Source organism: Bradyrhizobium yuanmingense (assembly GCF_900094575.1).
In the GTDB taxonomy this organism is placed as follows: Bacteria; Pseudomonadota; Alphaproteobacteria; order Rhizobiales; family Xanthobacteraceae; genus Bradyrhizobium; species Bradyrhizobium yuanmingense.
Window position 1 is genome coordinate 1 of sequence record NZ_FMAE01000031.1, and the last position, 16798, is coordinate 16798.

Sequence of the window (16798 nt, forward strand, 5' to 3'; positions counted from 1 at the left end):
AGGGAGCGGGGCCGTCTTCCCCATCAATGGCCGGATGCGCGATGAGCTACTCAACGAGACCCTGTTCTTCGATCTCGATGACGCCCGCGCCAAGATCGCCAACTGGGTCGCCGACTACAATCTCCAGCGTCCCCACTCGTCGCTGAAATACCTGACCCCCGCGGCCTACGCCGCCCACCTCACCGCAACGGACGATCGGCTGCGCAACCCCGACCAGCTCCGCCGATCGTCCGTTGCTCCATCAGCGCCACTTGGCGTACAAAACCCCGAGACTCTAACTGCCGCTGGATGAAAATGCAGTGGCAGGTCAATCCGAGCAGTTCAGTGCCTTTTGGCGCAAACATCTGGAAGATCGAGAACGACGCCTGCTGTTCATCGTCGGAGCGGGATTCGATCCGCGCGTGATGGGCCCGGCGAAGGAGATCATTGCTTGCGGGCCTGACGCCACGCGCAAGTGCCTGGCAATCGACATGTCGGAGGGATATGGCACGGACCCTGCGGCCTCCAAACTTGGCAAGGAAAACCTCACCGGCCTAAAGACGCTGTTTCCTGACGATCGTCTTGAGGTCAGCGAGTTGGTCACAACCGACACGGATGGAATTCGAGACGTTTCGCGGAGCGCAGCAGTTCTATTTGCCGATTTTGAGACCTGGATATCAGATTATACCGACATCATTGTCGACATCAGCGCACTCCCTCGCCTGGTCTATCTAACTCTGCTCAACACGTTGCTTACCCATCTTGTGAAGCCCAGCTCCGAGACTCCGCTTGGTTCCGCGATCAACCTCCACGTCGTTTATGCGGAATCCGCGGTGATCGATAGCGCCATCGCCAAATTTGAGATCGATACAGATCTTGCACCCATCCAGAGCTTGGGAATCCGGCTCGATGAGGAGGCTTCATTGGGCTGGCCCGTCGTTTGGTTTCCGGTGCTCGCCGAGGACGTGCTTGAACAACTCACCCGCATCGGCGAACGCACCAATCCCGATGAAATCTGCCCGGTATTGCCCATTCAGTCTGCGGACGCTCGCCGCGGCGACAACATCATAAATGCCTTGGGCGAGTTTCTGTTTGACCGCTACGACGTCGATATCCGCGACATCTTGCGGGCAACGGAATGGAACCCGTTCCAGCTTTATCGCTCGCTGATGCAGACAATGGCACGCTATGAAGATAGCCTTAAGCTCGCCGGCGGCGCAAAATTTGTCTTGTCGCCCTTGTCGAGCAAAGGCCTCTCGATTGGATGCTTACTGGCCGCCTTCGAGAAGCGGGCGACCGGCAATCGCGCAGCCGTCCGTGTCGGCCTGGCGCATGTCGAATCGCGCCGATATGAGGCAGCAAAGATACAATCGAATCCGCAGTATCAGCTCATTTCCGCCTGGGTCGCGGGTGAATGCTATAGTGTGTCCGCCCGAAAAAAGCAGACTGAAGAGGCGCAGCAATCGCTTGTCGGCGCGGATGCTAAATAACGATCCAGCCCAACCGAATGAGGCGACGCTCGATTAGCGTCTGCACATTGTCTAAGCCGAAGCGACATAGCTTCCAGCCTTGGCCCGGGCCGCTCTTACCGGATGGATGGCCGACTGTAGTCTCGTGACAATGTCGAACATTGTAGCATGAAGGCGAACAACCCAGATTGGACCGCGCCGCGCGGCAACCAGGATTGGCGCGACGACGAGTTGATGCTCGCAGTTGTCTGGCTGAAATCGTTTGTTCCTCGCAGGGAGATGGAGCAGAGGCTAGATGTCGCGAAGGCCAACCTTCTTGCCGCCCAAGAACGCATGCGCGCCGGCGTAATGGGCCCGCTGTTTGACCCTGCGGATACGGCGGCTTGGTATATACTGCAGGCCGAGACGTTTGCCACCGACAGGGCCCTGTGGACGCCAGAGGGCACGATGCGAGTTGTGCCCTTCCTTTCGCGTATCGGAAAGGAGCTAAAACGTCTCCTCAGCGTGAAGGGAGTTGAAGATCGCGCGGCTCGCATGATGCTACAAGAGAGGCGCCAACCTGACAGCATCATTCTCGAGATGCTCGTTGCCCTCGCCTACCGCCGAAGAGGATGGAGCCGGGTCGAGTTCGTGCCGGAGACACCTGGGCGCGGACAAACTCCGGACATGTATGTCTTCCGAACAGGAAGCCGCTGGGCGGCAGAGTGCAAACGCTTGGTGCCGTCAACCTATGCCGCGCGCGAGAAGTCGCGGGGCACGGTGCTCGCGCAGCCCGTCCATCAGCTTTGCCTGGAGATCGGCGAATCCCTCATTGTCGAGGTGAAGTATCAAGTCGAGCTGAACAAAATCGAGGACGACTATCTCTTGCGACATGTGAGATCCGCTATTGAACGGCGATCGCTGACGCCCTGGAAGGACGAGGTGGCGACCGGACGAGTGCGCCCCATCGAATGGACGCTGCTCCGGCGAATTCTCGCCAAAGACTACGTCTATTTCGATGGAAGTCGAATGATCGAACTCCTGGCCGGACGATACATTCATACGGCCGATCACAGTATGGCGGCCAAATGGCGGCCGGCACCATTGAGGCCTACTTATGCCGACGCTGTCTACCAGGCCAGCGGGGTCAGCTGGGTCAGCGAATCCGAGACTGCCGTGCGTCAGAAGGCGCGCCATTTTCGTAGCACCATCGCCAACGCCGAGCGGCAGCTTCCAAGCGATCGTCCTGGAGTGATCCACGTCGGTATTGAAACCTCAGCGGGATCAGAAGTTGATTTCACGCGCCACTTCTTCAACACGATGCAAGCCAGAACGTTTGCGCCGGCGACCTCACGTCTCAGATGGGTCTACGCAAACTATTTCGTTCCCGAAGCAACCACGCGAGAGAACGAGACGTGGGCGATTACCGAGACGATGGTGCCCTACAAGATCGGTCACCATCGAACACGCTGGCCATTGCCCGGCCACATGTTGGTCTCGCCAGAGGACGGAAGTGAAAGCGGGGTCATCCCAAGCGCGGCGCTAGTTCGAACGAAGCGTGATCGCGCCAAGTCTGGGACCAGTTCGGGATTGGCGCAGCTCGTAGCTTCCAACATCAAGGGGCCAATTCGACCATAAGGTCGTCCAGCACTGTAGCGAGGCCGGCCGCGCCGAACAGGGGCTGCACGCCGACAGCTCTCAATTTGGGCACCGCCCGATGGAAGATTGCAAGGTTCGTTTGGCCGTTTAGCCGTGACGGATAGGTAATGCCGTCTGGCCCGGACGGATGTTCGTGCCAGGCGAGTGACCATTGTCGCGCCAGCGCTTGCCTTGATGCACGCGCAACATCGGTCGGAACTCCCAAGCGGATCGCGCCGTCGCCACGCAGATCGACCATATTCAAGGGCGACGCGATTTCGATCGTCGCGTAGTCTCTGTCGTGGAGCTCGTCTTCGCCCAGGAGCAAGGAGCCGTCAGCACCATCGCGCCGATCGCGCAGGACCGCCTCCAAAAAGCAGACCTTAAGAGTTTCTCCCAGATACAGCACGCCGAAACGGTTCGCTGCGATCCTTCGTCGAGGATCGCTGAATCGACTGGGCGACTTGCCGTATCCCAATGGATCCGGATATCGCGACAGATAATTCGGCCAAACCTCGCACCTGCAGGCACAATATTCAGTTCGAGCCGCGACTTGACAAAGGTCCCTGTCGGCCACTTTGCAGCCACTTAGCGAAAATCCCCTCGTCCGACGCTTTCCGCCGCTGCGAGCAAATCTTCTCCGCGGCCCAGCTCCAAGGCTTCACGCCCCGTCAGGCCATCGAGTTCATCATGTGGCTGAACGAGAAAGCGAAAAACAGCCCAGGGACCGCCAAGCCGCTCCCGAAGGCCCGGTAATTCGGGATACGGTTTTCCGTCGCGATCAAGTTGCCAGACAGGAAAGCGGAAGCCTCGCTTGGCCCCGTCCAGTCCGACAAGTTGCCCATTTTGTCGCTTGGCGTTGATCGTCACGCGCGTCGTGTGCAGCAGCTTGGCAAGCGCGTCCGCGCTCAGCATGTCTTCGCTCGAAAGGATTTCCGCAGCTCGCGCTCGCCCCCGCTCCCGCTCCCGCTCCCGCGCCGCAGCCAGCGCCTCTTCGAGCTCTGCATTGTGAGGACCCGCTGTCCGCGTTTCGACAGCTCGTCTCCCGGCGGTTGTTGATCGCTCGATCGGCGTGGCAACAGCACGACCATCAGGATCCACGTTGACGAGAAAGCTGTGCCCGCGACCGGCCCTGTTGCTCTTTGCGAAGGCTTCGCCGTACCGCTTAATCAGCAAACCGACGCTCTTCTTCGCTGCACCGGGCGCTTTGAGCTTGACGCCCCGCACGCCCTTGGTCACGAGCGTCTTGAAATCCGCCTTGAGGGACATGGTCAAACCAGGCTTCGACTTGCGAACCCGGGAGATTGACCTTCCTCTGGTCGATTTTTTGGCGTTCGTCATCGCCAACTCCTAATCCTAAACCGGCCCCAAAGGTGGTCACGGGGATTTTGCTGGAGCCCACTGGACAAAATGGGACCTTTCGTTAAGTTCGTCAAGTCCGTAAATCTGGATCAAGTCGTAATTTGTTCAATTTTTTCAATGAGACGATGGCTATTGTCGGTCGACGACGCGGCCCATCGCTTGCGAACTTGCGTAAAGCCCGAAGGTGCCAAGTCAGTGAGCCTCGTGTCCTCAAAGAACGATCTCGCTCGTGAGCTCTTTGTCCGAACGGCGGACCAAAATTACGTGACGGCACGTTGGTGTGCCAACAACGGCCTCAACACCGACTTTCTCTGGCTCGCGGTGCACGCACTGGAGAAATACTACAAGGCCGTGCTGCTTGTGAATGGTCACGGCACCAGAGGTTACAGCCACAATGTGGTTCGTCTCCACCACGATGTGAAGGCTTTCGCTGGCGCGCTGTTACCCGACCGGATTGCTAGGCCACACCAACTCGACCTCGTCCTCTGGAGGGACAGGAGCACAGACGAGTTCATGGCGCATCTGCTCGACAATGGAAATACCGACAACCGCTACGCCATCTATGGCTATGTTACGGGCACGCAGGACCTTCATATGCTCGATGCGATCGTATTCGCTGTCCGGCGGCTGATATGCGAGCTCGACGTGGAGGTATTTACCGGAGCCGACGAACCGGGTGTGCCGAGCTTCACGCATCGCGATATTCTCACGCGTCAGCCGACCTTTCGTTTTCCCATGGCGATGCCGCTGGACCGACCTGGTCGGTTCGCGGGAAGAAACGCCTTTGCGCCAAGCGGCCCTGAACCTCAACTTTCCGTTCGCCCCAATGAACTTCGTGCATCGGCCCATGCCGGAAGGTGGCTCGGCCAGCAATCCAGTCATCATCCGCCGAATACTCGATCCGCTGGCGAGCGACGATCCCAATTTAGCGAGGGAGGGCATCGAACTCGCAAGGTGGTTTCTCACCAATGTGCAGGTCCCAAGAGGTACACCAGGCAATCCGGGGGTGCGCGAGCAAATCCAAGACGGGATCGATGTCGCTCGCACACGTCATCAGTTGCCCAACTATGCCAAAGGAAGGACGCCGATCGAGTATTCGTGGTCGAATTTCGTCGCGCCGGCCTGCGACGACTGCAACAACGCATATTCGGAAATGGAAGGTCGAATTAAGCCAATTGTTGAAGCGTTAGGCCGTCGAGAGGCTCTGCCAGTCTCAGCCTACATCGAGCTGCTCGATTGGCTGGACAAGGTTCGTATTGGAGTTTGGCTGCTGCGGCACCAGATTGAGAAATACCCTATCGAGATAACTCCGAACTTTCACATCGAGACGCGTATTGGCAAGAAGGATCGCATGCTGGCCGTATATGCCTTCGATGGCCAGAGCAAAGGCATCAATCTCTTTGGCGCCGACAGCTTGATATTCAATGAGATGCCAAGCTGCTTTGGCCTTCGGGCCAACGACACGCTGCTTCTGAACGTCTCGGCCGACTTCTTTTGCTCGAAAGGGTGCGGGCTTCCCTACCCCGATACAATGACGCTGCAAATAGGAGGACCGGATGGCGGGCGCCTGATGCTGCAGGACTTCAAGTACCCCAAGATAGTCAGCAATCCCGTGACCAAGCTTAAACTGTATAAGCCCGTGGTCTGGCTCTACCAGCCCATCAAGTTGCCGTCCTTGGACCCTACCTTCCAGGGCGGCTTCGTGGGTCACACCAACACCTTCGATTCCCGCACTGCCGCTTTGACCCTCGAAGGGAACGATCGACTGGGTGCCCTCTTCCGTCAAGACCTAGATGGAGTGCGCATCTATCGCAGACTTTCAGACATGATTGAGTTCGATGAAGTAACCGGCGACGATTGCGCCATGCAGAAAGACATCGCGGCCAGCGTTTACGATTGCCAGATCCGCCTGTTCAAGGCGGTCAATCGACGATGGATCGATCGCAGCCGAAAGAACCGGGTGGAAAAAGCCCTCCGACAGCTCAAGCTGGACAACGCCGCGGAGATGGCGCGACTATTCCGGAATGGGACCCTCGGCCGCTCCCGCCCCAACGAAGACGCTGCCGGGAAGTAAAGCAATCGTGGCCCGTTTTGCAAAACATCGATCTTCACAGCACGTGAATTCCTCGCTGCTTTTGCCATTCCGAGGGCGCTCGCTATAGTTGCGTAACCAACCAATTTTGTCAGCTCCACAGCATACAAGAGGCATGGCATGACCCAAGGCCTGATCAAGGTCGTTCAGACCGGAAGCCCGATTCGACGGCCAGCATGTCAGCGGCGCACGCTCATAGGTTTGGGGCCCAACAAGATTGGACGGGTGAGAACCTTAGAGAACACCCATTCCGTCCGCGGGATGATAGACAAGGTCAGGCACATGCTGAGCGTCCTTGTCGAAATCAAGGACCTCTCCACCCGCCGCTTCAACGCGCTCGCAGGCTACGTGCGCAATCCGGCGACGGTTACCGTTTTCGAAGAAGCAGAATGGTACATCACCGGTGATGAACGGCTCATCGGCATGGTCGTCCGAGATCTCGAAGATGACGACTGGGGCTGGATCATTCTGGGCCGCGACGAACGGCTTCGCTTTCGCGCAATAGACGCGAACAGCTCCATGGCTTCCATTTCGGACGCGCGGCGCGACCTTATGAAAGAAATGGAGTTTCACAATGGGGAGCCTGACGATTCCTTCTATCAGGGTGACGCGCTCGGCCCACCCGTAGACTTCATCACACCCATCGTTCCGCTTGAGCGACTAAATCCTGGCTTCCGTATCCTGCGTTCTGAGGCCCGGTACTCGCCGGCCCGCGAAATCATCGAAGCCATGATGCGGTTCTATGAGGATATGGATGGCAATTTTGTCGAGCAATTCCAGACGACGGCGTTCGATGCCCGATTGTGGGAATTGTATCTGTTTGCGACCTTTGCAGAGCAAGGTTACGCACCTGCGCCGGAGCTTGCAATCCCCGACTTCATTTTCCTGGGCCCGGATGGCGGTATCGGAATCGAAGCGACGTCCGTGAACCCGGGCGCGCTCGTCCCCCCGCCCGCCAGTCCTCAGGCGTTGGCGGCCTACATCGAAAACTACGTGCCGATCCGACTTGGCCGGGTTCCGCGCCGCAAGCTCGAGCACCCGACGCCATATTGGGAACGGCCGGAAATGGACGGCATTCCGTTCGTGATTGCGGTGCAGGACTTCCATAGTCCCGGTGCGATGAGGTTCATCTCCGCAGCCATGAGCGACTATGTATTCGGCGTTCGGCACAATCTGGACGATGGCAGCCCCGAACTGATCGACGAGCACGTCTGGGATCAGCTTCGCGAGCGGTCTGGCTTGTTCTCGTTCCCGAATGCGGAGAATGTCTCGGCCGTCATCGTCAATGCTCAGGGCACGCTTCCAAAATTCAACCGGCTTGGTTATCTCGCCGGCTTTGGCAGCAAGAATGTACGGATGGTGCGCAAGGGCGTTGCGCAAGATGAACGGCATGGAATACCGTTCGTCCAAGTCATTCACGCGCCGCGATACTCCGAGACTTGGGTTGAAGGTATGACCGTCTTTCACAATCCGGACGCAAGGATTCCGCTCGATCCCGATCTTATTCCGGGTGCCTGTCACCAGTTTCTTCAGCCAGACAGTTCGATAGTGTCTCTGACGCCGCCGTTTCACCCGATGTTTTCAGAAACTGCGATTTGGGTGGCCCGCCGAAGGAGACGTCGTAAAAGCTAGCCGACTTCCATGACTGAAGCGCTGCTTGGACCGGTCAAGCCGCTACTCTCCTGTTCATGCGTTTCATAGCCACGATTTTGTCGAGAACACAAAAGTCATGCCGTCACTCGGCGTTCAACGCCGAATGACGGCAGTTTCCGATCGATCAGCTTTTCTTTTCCTCGGCCGCATTGCGGATCTGATCCGCCGCAGGAGCGCCAGTGCCGTAGTAAGTCACCGCTGCCGCCGGCACGATCGTCCAGACGTTGGTGACCGGGTCGAAGTTCATTGAATAGGACACATGATCGTGCAGCAGATCCGACACCGGCAGGCTCAATTAGCGTCGCCGATGCCGTGAACAGGGTGTACCGCGAGGGCAGAAACAAGCTCGCTCATGGCGAGACGGCGGGTCTATTCGAAGATCTTTCGGCGATCCGGATGGTAGGCGATGCGCTTCTCGCCAATCTGTTCGATGCAGTCAAGTTCGAGCTCGCGGCGATCATCGATAACCGGCCCGCCATCTTGACCTTACAGGAGCAACACGCTTATCGCGCCCTAGTAGAGAGACTGAAACAGCGTCTCGTCACCCCTTCGACCCCTTAGTTGGCTTGGGTTGGAAAAGGATCTTGTTGTTCTCGCGCTTGATATCGAGAAAGTCGAAGGGAGACGCGGCGCTGTCGCTCAGTATCCGCTCTGGATAGCCGTCGACGGCGAGCTTCATGACGTATGAAACGGTATTCTCCGGGAGCACGACAAGCTCATCTGCATTCCAGAATAGATCGCGCGTGACTGGACTGGCATCCTCCTGACGTTCGATCGTCCTGATGAGCGGAACGGCGTTGAGATTGCAGTACTGATCGGCGTCCCACTCGTGAAACACGTCCTTGTTGCGTCTAAGTTGGATATTGAACGTGAATTCGGTGTCCTTGATCGTATTGCGGTCGACACCCGTGCAACTGCTTCCCCCCTCACCTCTGTCTTGTGTCCACCAATCGCGATTGGCCACCAGTTTCTCGACATCGATCTTCCATCCCTGCTTGACCAGGTCGGGAGCGATGACGAAGCGCGCAGGATAAGTCGAATTCTTGCCTTTGCCGCTGACCTGGACCCGGGGGTGGGTCGAGGTTTCCTGGGACTTCACGACGACCTTGGGCGTGATCGTGGCCGTTCCAAGGCGCTGCGATTTTGGCGTAGGTGACGGCGCGGGCCCCGAACCTCCGACCCTACCGGAAATGAACTCCCTGATTGCGGTGGCAATCTCGGGGTTCGAATAGGCGCCGTAGGCAAGAGTGCTCAATGAGATGAGGAAAAAGAACGGCGCTGCGCTGACCGTCAGACGCCGAATATGCGTGAAACGTTGCTTTTCGAGCTCGGTGACGCTGATCTGGCTCTTGATCTTGCTGTAAACCCGAGACGCGCCGTCGGCGGAATGCTTCTGGACTTTGGCAAGCTCCTTGAGCGCGGCGAGCCTTGCGCTATCGCTATCGAAGGTCTGGAGTATCTCGATCACCTGGCCGGCGTTGAAAATGCCGTCACCTTCGACGACCTGTCGGACGGACCTGAATTCCGATCCCTCCAGCGCACGCACCTTCTGAAACAGATAGAAATACGCAACGAGCGCAATCACCCCCAAGACAGATGTCGCCCCGGCGATTGCCGTAACCGCCTCGACCGTCAATTGCATAGATCCCCTCCGACACCTGCACTCTGGCAAATTGCCGGATTGTTGTCACCGTCACATTTGGCGACGCGACGATCCTTGAGATCGAGGCCGCGCGCCGACGGCTGACGCAATCTATCGCAAGGATTGGGCACCGGATTGTTCTCCATCACGGTGAGCTCAATCTCGCGACTTGATGAGCCGAGCGACGAGTGGCAGGACGGCACCAAGCACGATCGATCGACTTCAAATTCAACGCTTGGGACAATTCACGACGTTCGCGCACTCGGTCGCCTACGTGGCCGAGAACATCCTCAAGAGCTAAGACACGCTGGCGCGCCAATCATGCGTTTCTACTATCGAGAGCGGCGATGACGCCAGCTTGCCACATCCAAGCGAGAGCTTTTATTGCTGCGCTTTTACCCAGGACTTCAGACCAAGCGCGCACGAGTTCGACCCCGGAGATGCCTGGTGCAATGCGCAGTGCAAGTTCGCCGACTGGCACGCCATCGACATAAGAAACGGGCCGTGCAGAGCCGGTCATTACGATTGCCGGTGCAAACTCGGCCAGTTCATCTCGGACCACAGCCGTTCGGTCGATCCGCACGCCCTTTGCCAGCTCGAGACGAACTGATGGCGGAGGAAGTGGTATAGGTGTACGGAGTGTAGTCTCGGCGCTCGCCCGATCTTCCGAGCCGCTTCTGCAACGCCAAAATTCCGTACCAAACCTTCGCGCCGCTTCCGAATAGTTAGCACGGGTATTGTCGAAGCTCCTTTGAATTGCCTCATAATGGCGGTCTCGATAGAAAGTATTGGCCGCCGCGAGATGCGAAGGCTGACGAAGCCAAGTATTGATGACAACAGCCGCTTGCAATGCACTCGTAAGAGCCATCTGGACACCCTGCGATGAGAGAGGATCTAGGCTGATGGCGGCCTCACCGACTCGCAGGAGATCGAGTTCAATTGGATCATTCACGTAGCGACTCGAGGCGTCACACGCGACCGCCGTTCCCATTTCAGCTTCAAGAATATGTCCAAGGAGCCGCGAGCGCTTCAGCAGCCATCGATAGACATCAGAGATGGGCTGGCCACGTGCAAGCTTGCTTGCTCGGGGATCGAAAAACACCGCTGCTGTTGCTATACCCTCGCGCAGGGGGCCCGCCCAAAACCAGCAGTCGTTGGCGGCCTCGACGATCGAGCATTGTCCCATGGCAGTGCATCGCCAATCTCCAATGAGAGCAATTAGGGGAGGCGAAATGCGTGTGCGAATTCTACCGGATCTCTTTCCCGATGCGTCGACTATTAGCTTCGTTCGAAGTTGAAACGATGTGCCGCCAAGCAGGACACGCGAGGTCCATGGATACGCAGCCCCGGCGATTCGTTCCGCACTCACAACAACGGCAGGAGCCAACATGATGGCTCCTGCCTGCACGGCGGAGTTCCGCAGCGCGCTATCGAAAGCCGGGCGTGCGATGTGAAAACCTTTGTTGTCCGAAGCCATGCGCGCGTGCTCGTCAGCCCATAGGAGCATGACGCCATCCGAACGTGCGAACTCTGCCTCGACTTTTTCCGCAATACCGCACAAATTCAGCAGAGGAACCACGCCGGGCGCAATCGATTGCGCCGAACTGTATTGTCTATCGACGGCCCCCCGCTCGACTACTATTACGGTGTGACCGAGTTGCGCCACACGCAAAGCCGTAGTTGCGCCTGCTGGTCCACCACCGATCACAAGCACATCGGCTACTCCGGGTGTCACCCTCATGGTGCAGCGGAGTCGCTCATCGCGAACGCGCCTGCCGGATCAATTGGCGGAAGCTGAAAGAGATTTGGTCGCGTCTTCAGCAATCGGACGTAGGCTTCAAGGCAGTATGTCAACCAATCCCGAATGAAGTCGCATGCGACGCGGCCTCGTCCGAGAACCTCATGGTGGCAGCCACCACCGCAAAGATAACGCGCCCAACACGAGCCGCACGGCTCTTGACGATGAACGTGTCGGGCGTGCAGCCAAGAGGATTGTTTGTGGGAGTCCACGCCTAAATCGATTGATCCCATGCCACCTTTTTCATCGCCGACGAAACGGTGACACGCGTAAAGAGATCCGTCAGCGGATGCCGCGACGTAACCTGCGCCAGCGCCGCAGGGATAAGGGCGATGAGTACCGCGATGGATTTCTTGAGCAGTGAGTAGATTCAGGAACCCGTAGTCATCCCCCGCTGCAAGGCGCTTCTCGCACACCTCACCACACATTAACATTTCTTCAAGAAACCGGGCGAGGTCGTCAGACAACATCTCATTTGAGCCGCGCGGCGATCTGAGCATCGGCGAGAAACCCACGCCCGCGAAACCAAAATCAAGCAAGCCGTCGAGTGTCTGGCGCAGCTGAATATTCCGCGGTGTTACGGTTACCCGCGCAGTGACCTCTGCATTTGATGCAATCAAGGGGCCAAGCCGTCCAATGATGTGATCGAAGCTGCCACGGCCGCCCTTGAAAGGGCGCTGCTGGTCGTGCGCCGCGCCGATGCCGTCCAGGCTTACCGTGACGGCAAATCCATAGTGGCTCAGGAAGGCCGCGTCATCTGGTGTTACAAGCGTACCGTTCGTGGTCAGCGAAAAGGAAACGATGCTGCCATTCAATCTGGCCCATTCGCGCGCACGCAAAACGGCGCTGCGAAGTACCTCCCGATTGACTAGTGGCTCGCCCCCGAGGAACGCGAGGGTGTAGTACTGGCCTCGTTGCGACTCACGCAGAAAGCCATCGACGGCTTTGAGCGCCACGTCGAGCGGCATATTGCGGGGCTGCTCGCCGAAAGACCCGCCGTCTGCATAGCAGTACGTGCAGCCGAGATTGCACTTCTGCGACACCGCAAGAGAGAGTGCCCGCGTTGCGTAAGACGTCGGCCCGTCATCTGCGACATAGGCCGGGGCAGAAAGCCCGAAGCGAACAAGTGCTCTGTCCATTGTCCCTGACACAACCGCCATTTCCAGCGCGCTCACGACTTCTTCGTCGACCTCGAACACGCGACTGCCATTGGGCAAGAACACATGTGGCTTGTCCTCCGCCACGAACAGATGGAGATCCGGATGATGTGCGGTTGATACCAAGCGTTGGCTCTTTCGCTTTCCTTCCCACCGACCACGAACGTAAGTACCTGCTCCCACCGGGTGTAAAGATCGTCGTAGCTGAACTGCTCGGGGTCTCGTGGTTGGTCAACGCGATAGTCATCCGCTGAACCACGTTTGCGTTGCATCCAATTGTGTCCGCGCGCAACGCCTCCGGAGACTTGTACATTGATGAAATCCGGTCGGCTCGCTGCCCAATAGTAGCAGCCGCATTCGCGATAATCGGCCTGCCAAGGAGAACATAAGCCCTGGGTCATCGCACCAGGTTCCAGCAGGTCGCGCGAAAACGCTACCTGCTCCAATACCGGCCGCACGACGAGATCGGCGCTGACGACAACGTTGGTCTGCGGATTGACGAATGAACAGGGGACAGCTTGGCCAGCCTTTTGGACGACATCTGCAAGCGAGTTGAAGAACTCCATCGCGTATCGTTCTGGCATTGGCCCCTGATCGCTCAAGCTGCGGGCCTCGACCGGTCGACCATCGACCGAACGCAATCTAAACAGCGGTCGTATGCCGGCCAATTCAGCGGGACTGCCGGGGGCGACTGCCAACACTTGGTGCCCGCCGTTCACAAGGCCCGCTTCGTGGAGTCCGATCCCTTCGAAAAGGTGCTTCCATAAACTTCGCAGATCAAACTCAAGGCCGGGGAAAAAGTTAGAAATCGCGTCTTGCGGCAGAGTGCTCGGTGGATTCCCGACCGCCCGAAAAGAGAATTGAGCTGTAACATTCTTTGGATCGATCTTGGCCATAAGGTCAAACTCCTGCTCCAAGCGACGTTATCCAGTCTTCGACGACCTGGATGCCGGATTTTCCACTTCCTGCGTCGCGATAAGAGGATAGCGCCCCGTTCATCGGATGCTCGGCTCGCGAAATGGCGAGCAGAAAAGCTGAGCCGGCAGGATCTCCCGGCACGACGAGCGGTTGGTTAGCAAGTCCGGCTGCAGTCGCAACCGCGCCCTTTGCAACGGCTTTGGTAAGGTAGTCGAGAACTTCTTCAGGTTCCGCGAAGCGCTGTGCGAGCGTTTGTCCGTCCTCCGAGAACCCGGCGTGAAGTCCGGCCATGGCACCAAAAGCTACGATCATGCGGCTCATTGCGGCGACCGGAATATCCTCTGCCACTGCGGGGCGGAATACGTCGAGTGCCAGCCTCAACTGGTCGCGGCGGCGCCGATTGATCGCTAGATCCAAGCCGTCAGCGCCACGCATCATGGCCGGCATGCGGCGGCGTCCTGCGGGCCGCAGGTCGCCAATGCCATCGTACTCCCGCATCATGGCGTTGATCTGCTGCAGGGTGGCGTGCGCTGCCTGCCTAGCGGACGAATTGGCCGGGGCGGTGAGGCCAGTCTGCAGGGTGTCAAGTAGTCCCGCATGAATCATCGATGAGGTGCCATAAGCTGCTTGTCCGGACGGGAAAGCGTCACCGGAATAGTTTTGGTTCCAGACGCCTGTGTTCATGAGACGCATGGTTTCGAGAGCGCGCCGGACAATATCGAGCACGTCTTCGACGCTGACGTTTTGTGCCTGCGGACTTAATACGATTTCCTCGAACTCATCCCGCATGCTCCGCACCGGCTCACTGTCTGGAACGTAGTCGGGAGGCCCAGACGCAGCACGCGCAAAGGATGACAGCGTTCGGCTGTCTGGCAGCATCAACGTTACAGTGATAATTCCGTCGGAAGCATCGTCGAAGTATCCCTGGTTTCGGCCCGCTAAATCTCGTGCGTAGATTCCACGAGGGATCGTCGAAAGATGAGCGCGTGGATCTGGTGAGTTTATGGTGGCGGCCGAATCGGAATGGCTATCCCACGTGCCGCGGGTTCTGTCATAGATGGCGTTGCCGGCTGGAATAACATTGCTCGCTGTATGCCCGTAAACTACTCCTGCAGGCGGCGTAAAGCGCAGCCGGATTTCGGGAAACGCAGCGGTAGGTTTAATGTACTGTACTGATCCTGGCTGTGTGAAAAGGCGCGAGTCGGTTACGATTCCTCCGTTTCCTAATGGGGGGATACGGATGGGACGCTTCGTTGAAGGCGCGGACAGATCCCAGCTGACGCTCTTGCCGGAATGTCTGGAGGATTGGGTAGACGAGGGCAACGCGGTCCATGTGATCGATGTGTTTGTCGAGGCGCTCGACCTGCATGGAATGGGATTTGAGCGTGTGATCGCCAAGGAGACGGGCCGGCCTTCCTATCATCCGGCAGTCCTTCTGAAGCTTTACATCTACGGTTATCTCAATCGGGTGCAATCCAGTCGCCGCCTGGAACGTGAGGCGTGCCGCAATATCGAGGTGATGTGGCTGATCGGCCGCCTGGCTCCCGATCATAAGACGATCGCCGATTTCCGGAAGGACAATGGTGCGGCGCTTCGGAAGGTTTGTGCGAAGTTCGTTGCGCTATGCCGGCAAATGGGCCTGTTGCAGACCCCAAGCGTCGCAATCGATGGCAGCAAGTTCAAGGCAGTGAACAACCGCGATCGCAACTTCACGCATGCCAAGATGGCGAGGCGGATGGCGCAAATCGAGGAAGGCGTCGGGCGATATCTGCGTCAACTGGATAGCGCCGATCGGCAGGAGCCATCGGAAGCGATCAGCATCAAGACAACGAGGATCAAGGAAAAGATCGCTCGGCTGAAGCAGGAGATGAGCCGCCTGGAAGTGCTTGACGCGCAGATGCGCAACACGCCGGATCAACAGATATCGCTGACCGATCCGGATGCCCGTTCGATGGCCACCAGCGGACGCGGATCGGGTGTCGTCGGCTACAATGTCCAGGTCGCGGTGGACACCGAACACCATCTGATTGTTACGCATGAGGTCATAAACGTCGGCAACGACCGTGGGCAGCTTGCTCGGATGTCGAAGCAAGCCAAAGAAGTGCTCGAAGTGGACAAACTCGAGGCGGTCGCCGACCGTGGCTACTTCGACGGAGAGGAGATATTGGCCTGCGCAGAGGCTGGCGTTGTAGTCACGCTGCCCAAGCCCATGACGTCGAACGCCAAGGCGGAGGGTCGGTTCGGCAAACAGGACTTCGCCTACCTGCCTGATGAGGACGTCTACCGCTGCCCGTCCGACCAACTGCTGCCCTATCGCTATACCAACATCGAGCATGGAATGACGCTGCGCCGTTACTGGTCGACAGCAGCGTGCCAAGGCTGCGCAATCAAGAGCCAATGTACGCCATCCAAGGAGCGCCGCATCACTCGTTGGGAGCATGAACATGTAGTCGAGGAGGTCCAGAGACGGCTCGATTCCAATCCCGAAGCCATGCGGACGCGGCGCGAGACGGTCGAGCATCCCTTCGGCACGATCAAAGCCCGTATGGGTGCGACCCACTTCCTGATGAAGCGCTTACGGAATGTTGCCGCTGAGATGGCGCTGCATGTTCTCGCTTATAACCTCACGCGGGTGATGAACATCGTCGGCAAACCGCGCCTGATTGCAGCCATCCGCGCCGTCTGAAGGCCGGAAAGTACGTCCAAAAGCGCAATACCGCCTCGCGATACCCGCTTTGGCCGTCATTGGGCGATCCGACGCGAGAATATCAGCCGCCTGCAGTGATTGGGGTACTGTCCAGAATCTTTCGCACTTTTGATCAGGCGACGGCTCCGGTTTCAGAGAGTTGTGGCTGATAGAGCGGTCGCATGTTCATGTAGCATTTGGTCGACCACGCCGTTCCGGCAATGTGCCGCAGCCGGGCCGCCGCTAAGTTGAGACAGGATTGACCGTCGGGGAAGGCGCCGACGACACGGGTTCGTCGCCGGATCTCCTTCATGATGCGCTCGAGCGGATTGTTCGTTCGAATCTTCCGCCAATGGATGTCCGGAAAGGCATAGTAGGCGAGCGTCTCGTGAACCGCCTGCTCGACGAGATCAGCAGCTTTGGCC

At 58.1% G+C, this 16798-nt stretch carries 15 protein-coding genes and 1 pseudogene; 6 read left to right on the forward strand and 10 right to left on the reverse strand.

Going from position 1 to position 16798, the window contains the following annotated elements; all coding sequences use genetic code 11:
• From GA0061099_RS36645 to GA0061099_RS36655, 3 genes are all read left to right on the forward strand, one after another.
• The coding region (locus tag GA0061099_RS36645; protein WP_141697768.1) for an integrase core domain-containing protein at nt 1–292 on the forward strand (292 nt) is incomplete at its 5' end.
• A gap of 7 nt (nt 293–299) precedes the next feature.
• Nucleotides 300–1469 (forward strand): hypothetical protein, encoded by a 1170-nt coding sequence (locus GA0061099_RS36650; protein WP_141697769.1) that lies wholly within the window; start codon nt 300–302, stop codon nt 1467–1469.
• A 147-nt stretch (nt 1470–1616) separates the two neighbouring features.
• The gene (locus GA0061099_RS36655) at nt 1617–3065 is read left to right on the forward strand and encodes a hypothetical protein (protein ID WP_074448494.1); all 1449 of its coding nucleotides are present in this window, start codon (nt 1617–1619) and stop codon (nt 3063–3065) included.
• Here GA0061099_RS36655 and GA0061099_RS36660 read toward each other — a convergent pair.
• From GA0061099_RS36660 to GA0061099_RS40760, 3 genes are all read right to left on the reverse strand, one after another.
• Nucleotides 3043–3543: an RES family NAD+ phosphorylase gene (locus tag GA0061099_RS36660; RefSeq protein WP_141697770.1), complete on the reverse strand. Its 501-nt coding sequence runs from the start codon at nt 3541–3543 to the stop codon at nt 3043–3045. The genes GA0061099_RS36655 and GA0061099_RS36660 overlap by 23 nt on opposite strands.
• A gap of 110 nt (nt 3544–3653) precedes the next feature.
• Entirely contained in the window at nt 3654–4406 is a 753-nt protein-coding gene (locus tag GA0061099_RS36665; protein WP_074448495.1) for an XRE family transcriptional regulator, read from the reverse strand.
• 462 nt (nt 4407–4868) lie between these two features.
• Entirely contained in the window at nt 4869–5123 is a 255-nt protein-coding gene (locus GA0061099_RS40760; protein ID WP_141697771.1) for a hypothetical protein, read from the reverse strand.
• A gap of 88 nt (nt 5124–5211) precedes the next feature.
• Here GA0061099_RS40760 and GA0061099_RS36675 point away from each other — a divergent pair, with 88 nt between their 5' ends.
• Both GA0061099_RS36675 and rpmD read left to right on the forward strand, forming a co-directional pair.
• Nucleotides 5212–6501, forward strand: coding sequence for a hypothetical protein (locus tag GA0061099_RS36675; protein ID WP_141697772.1), 1290 nt, complete (start codon nt 5212–5214; stop codon nt 6499–6501).
• Nucleotides 6502–6639: 138 nt separating this feature from the next.
• A pseudogene (gene rpmD / locus GA0061099_RS42445) lies at nt 6640–6822 on the forward strand (50S ribosomal protein L30); the annotation flags it as partial.
• 1474 nt (nt 6823–8296) lie between these two features.
• On the opposite strand, the gene GA0061099_RS41685 reads toward rpmD, so the two are convergent.
• From GA0061099_RS41685 to GA0061099_RS36710, 6 genes are all read right to left on the reverse strand, one after another.
• Complete coding sequence (locus GA0061099_RS41685; RefSeq protein WP_158644914.1) at nt 8297–8467, reverse strand: hypothetical protein; 171 nt, start codon at nt 8465–8467, stop codon at nt 8297–8299.
• Nucleotides 8468–8713: 246 nt separating this feature from the next.
• A complete protein-coding gene (locus GA0061099_RS36690) occupies nt 8714–9814 on the reverse strand; it encodes a hypothetical protein (protein ID WP_074448500.1) in 1101 nt (366 codons plus the stop codon).
• Nucleotides 9815–10133: 319 nt separating this feature from the next.
• Nucleotides 10134–11555 carry a flavin-dependent monooxygenase QhpG gene (gene qhpG / locus GA0061099_RS36695; protein WP_074448501.1) on the reverse strand — a complete coding sequence of 474 codons (1422 nt, stop codon included), beginning with the start codon at nt 11553–11555 and terminating at the stop codon, nt 10134–10136.
• Complete coding sequence (locus GA0061099_RS36700; protein ID WP_141697773.1) at nt 11552–12811, reverse strand: radical SAM/SPASM domain-containing protein; 1260 nt, start codon at nt 12809–12811, stop codon at nt 11552–11554. The genes qhpG and GA0061099_RS36700 overlap by 4 nt, the downstream gene beginning before the upstream one ends.
• Entirely contained in the window at nt 12784–13665 is an 882-nt protein-coding gene (locus GA0061099_RS40765; RefSeq protein ID WP_141697774.1) for a S41 family peptidase, read from the reverse strand. The genes GA0061099_RS36700 and GA0061099_RS40765 overlap by 28 nt, the downstream gene beginning before the upstream one ends.
• Before the next feature lie 4 nt (nt 13666–13669).
• A complete protein-coding gene (locus GA0061099_RS36710; protein ID WP_074448504.1) occupies nt 13670–14476 on the reverse strand; it encodes a hypothetical protein in 807 nt (268 codons plus the stop codon).
• Between the two features lie 451 nt (nt 14477–14927).
• On the opposite strand from GA0061099_RS36710, the gene GA0061099_RS36715 reads away from it, so the two are divergent.
• Nucleotides 14928–16373 (forward strand): IS1182 family transposase, encoded by a 1446-nt coding sequence (locus GA0061099_RS36715; RefSeq protein WP_083235170.1) that lies wholly within the window; start codon nt 14928–14930, stop codon nt 16371–16373.
• Nucleotides 16374–16506: 133 nt separating this feature from the next.
• On the opposite strand, the gene GA0061099_RS36720 is transcribed toward GA0061099_RS36715, so the two are convergent.
• Nucleotides 16507–16798 (reverse strand): transposase (locus tag GA0061099_RS36720; RefSeq protein ID WP_208604919.1); only part of this gene is annotated, 292 nt, incomplete at its 5' end.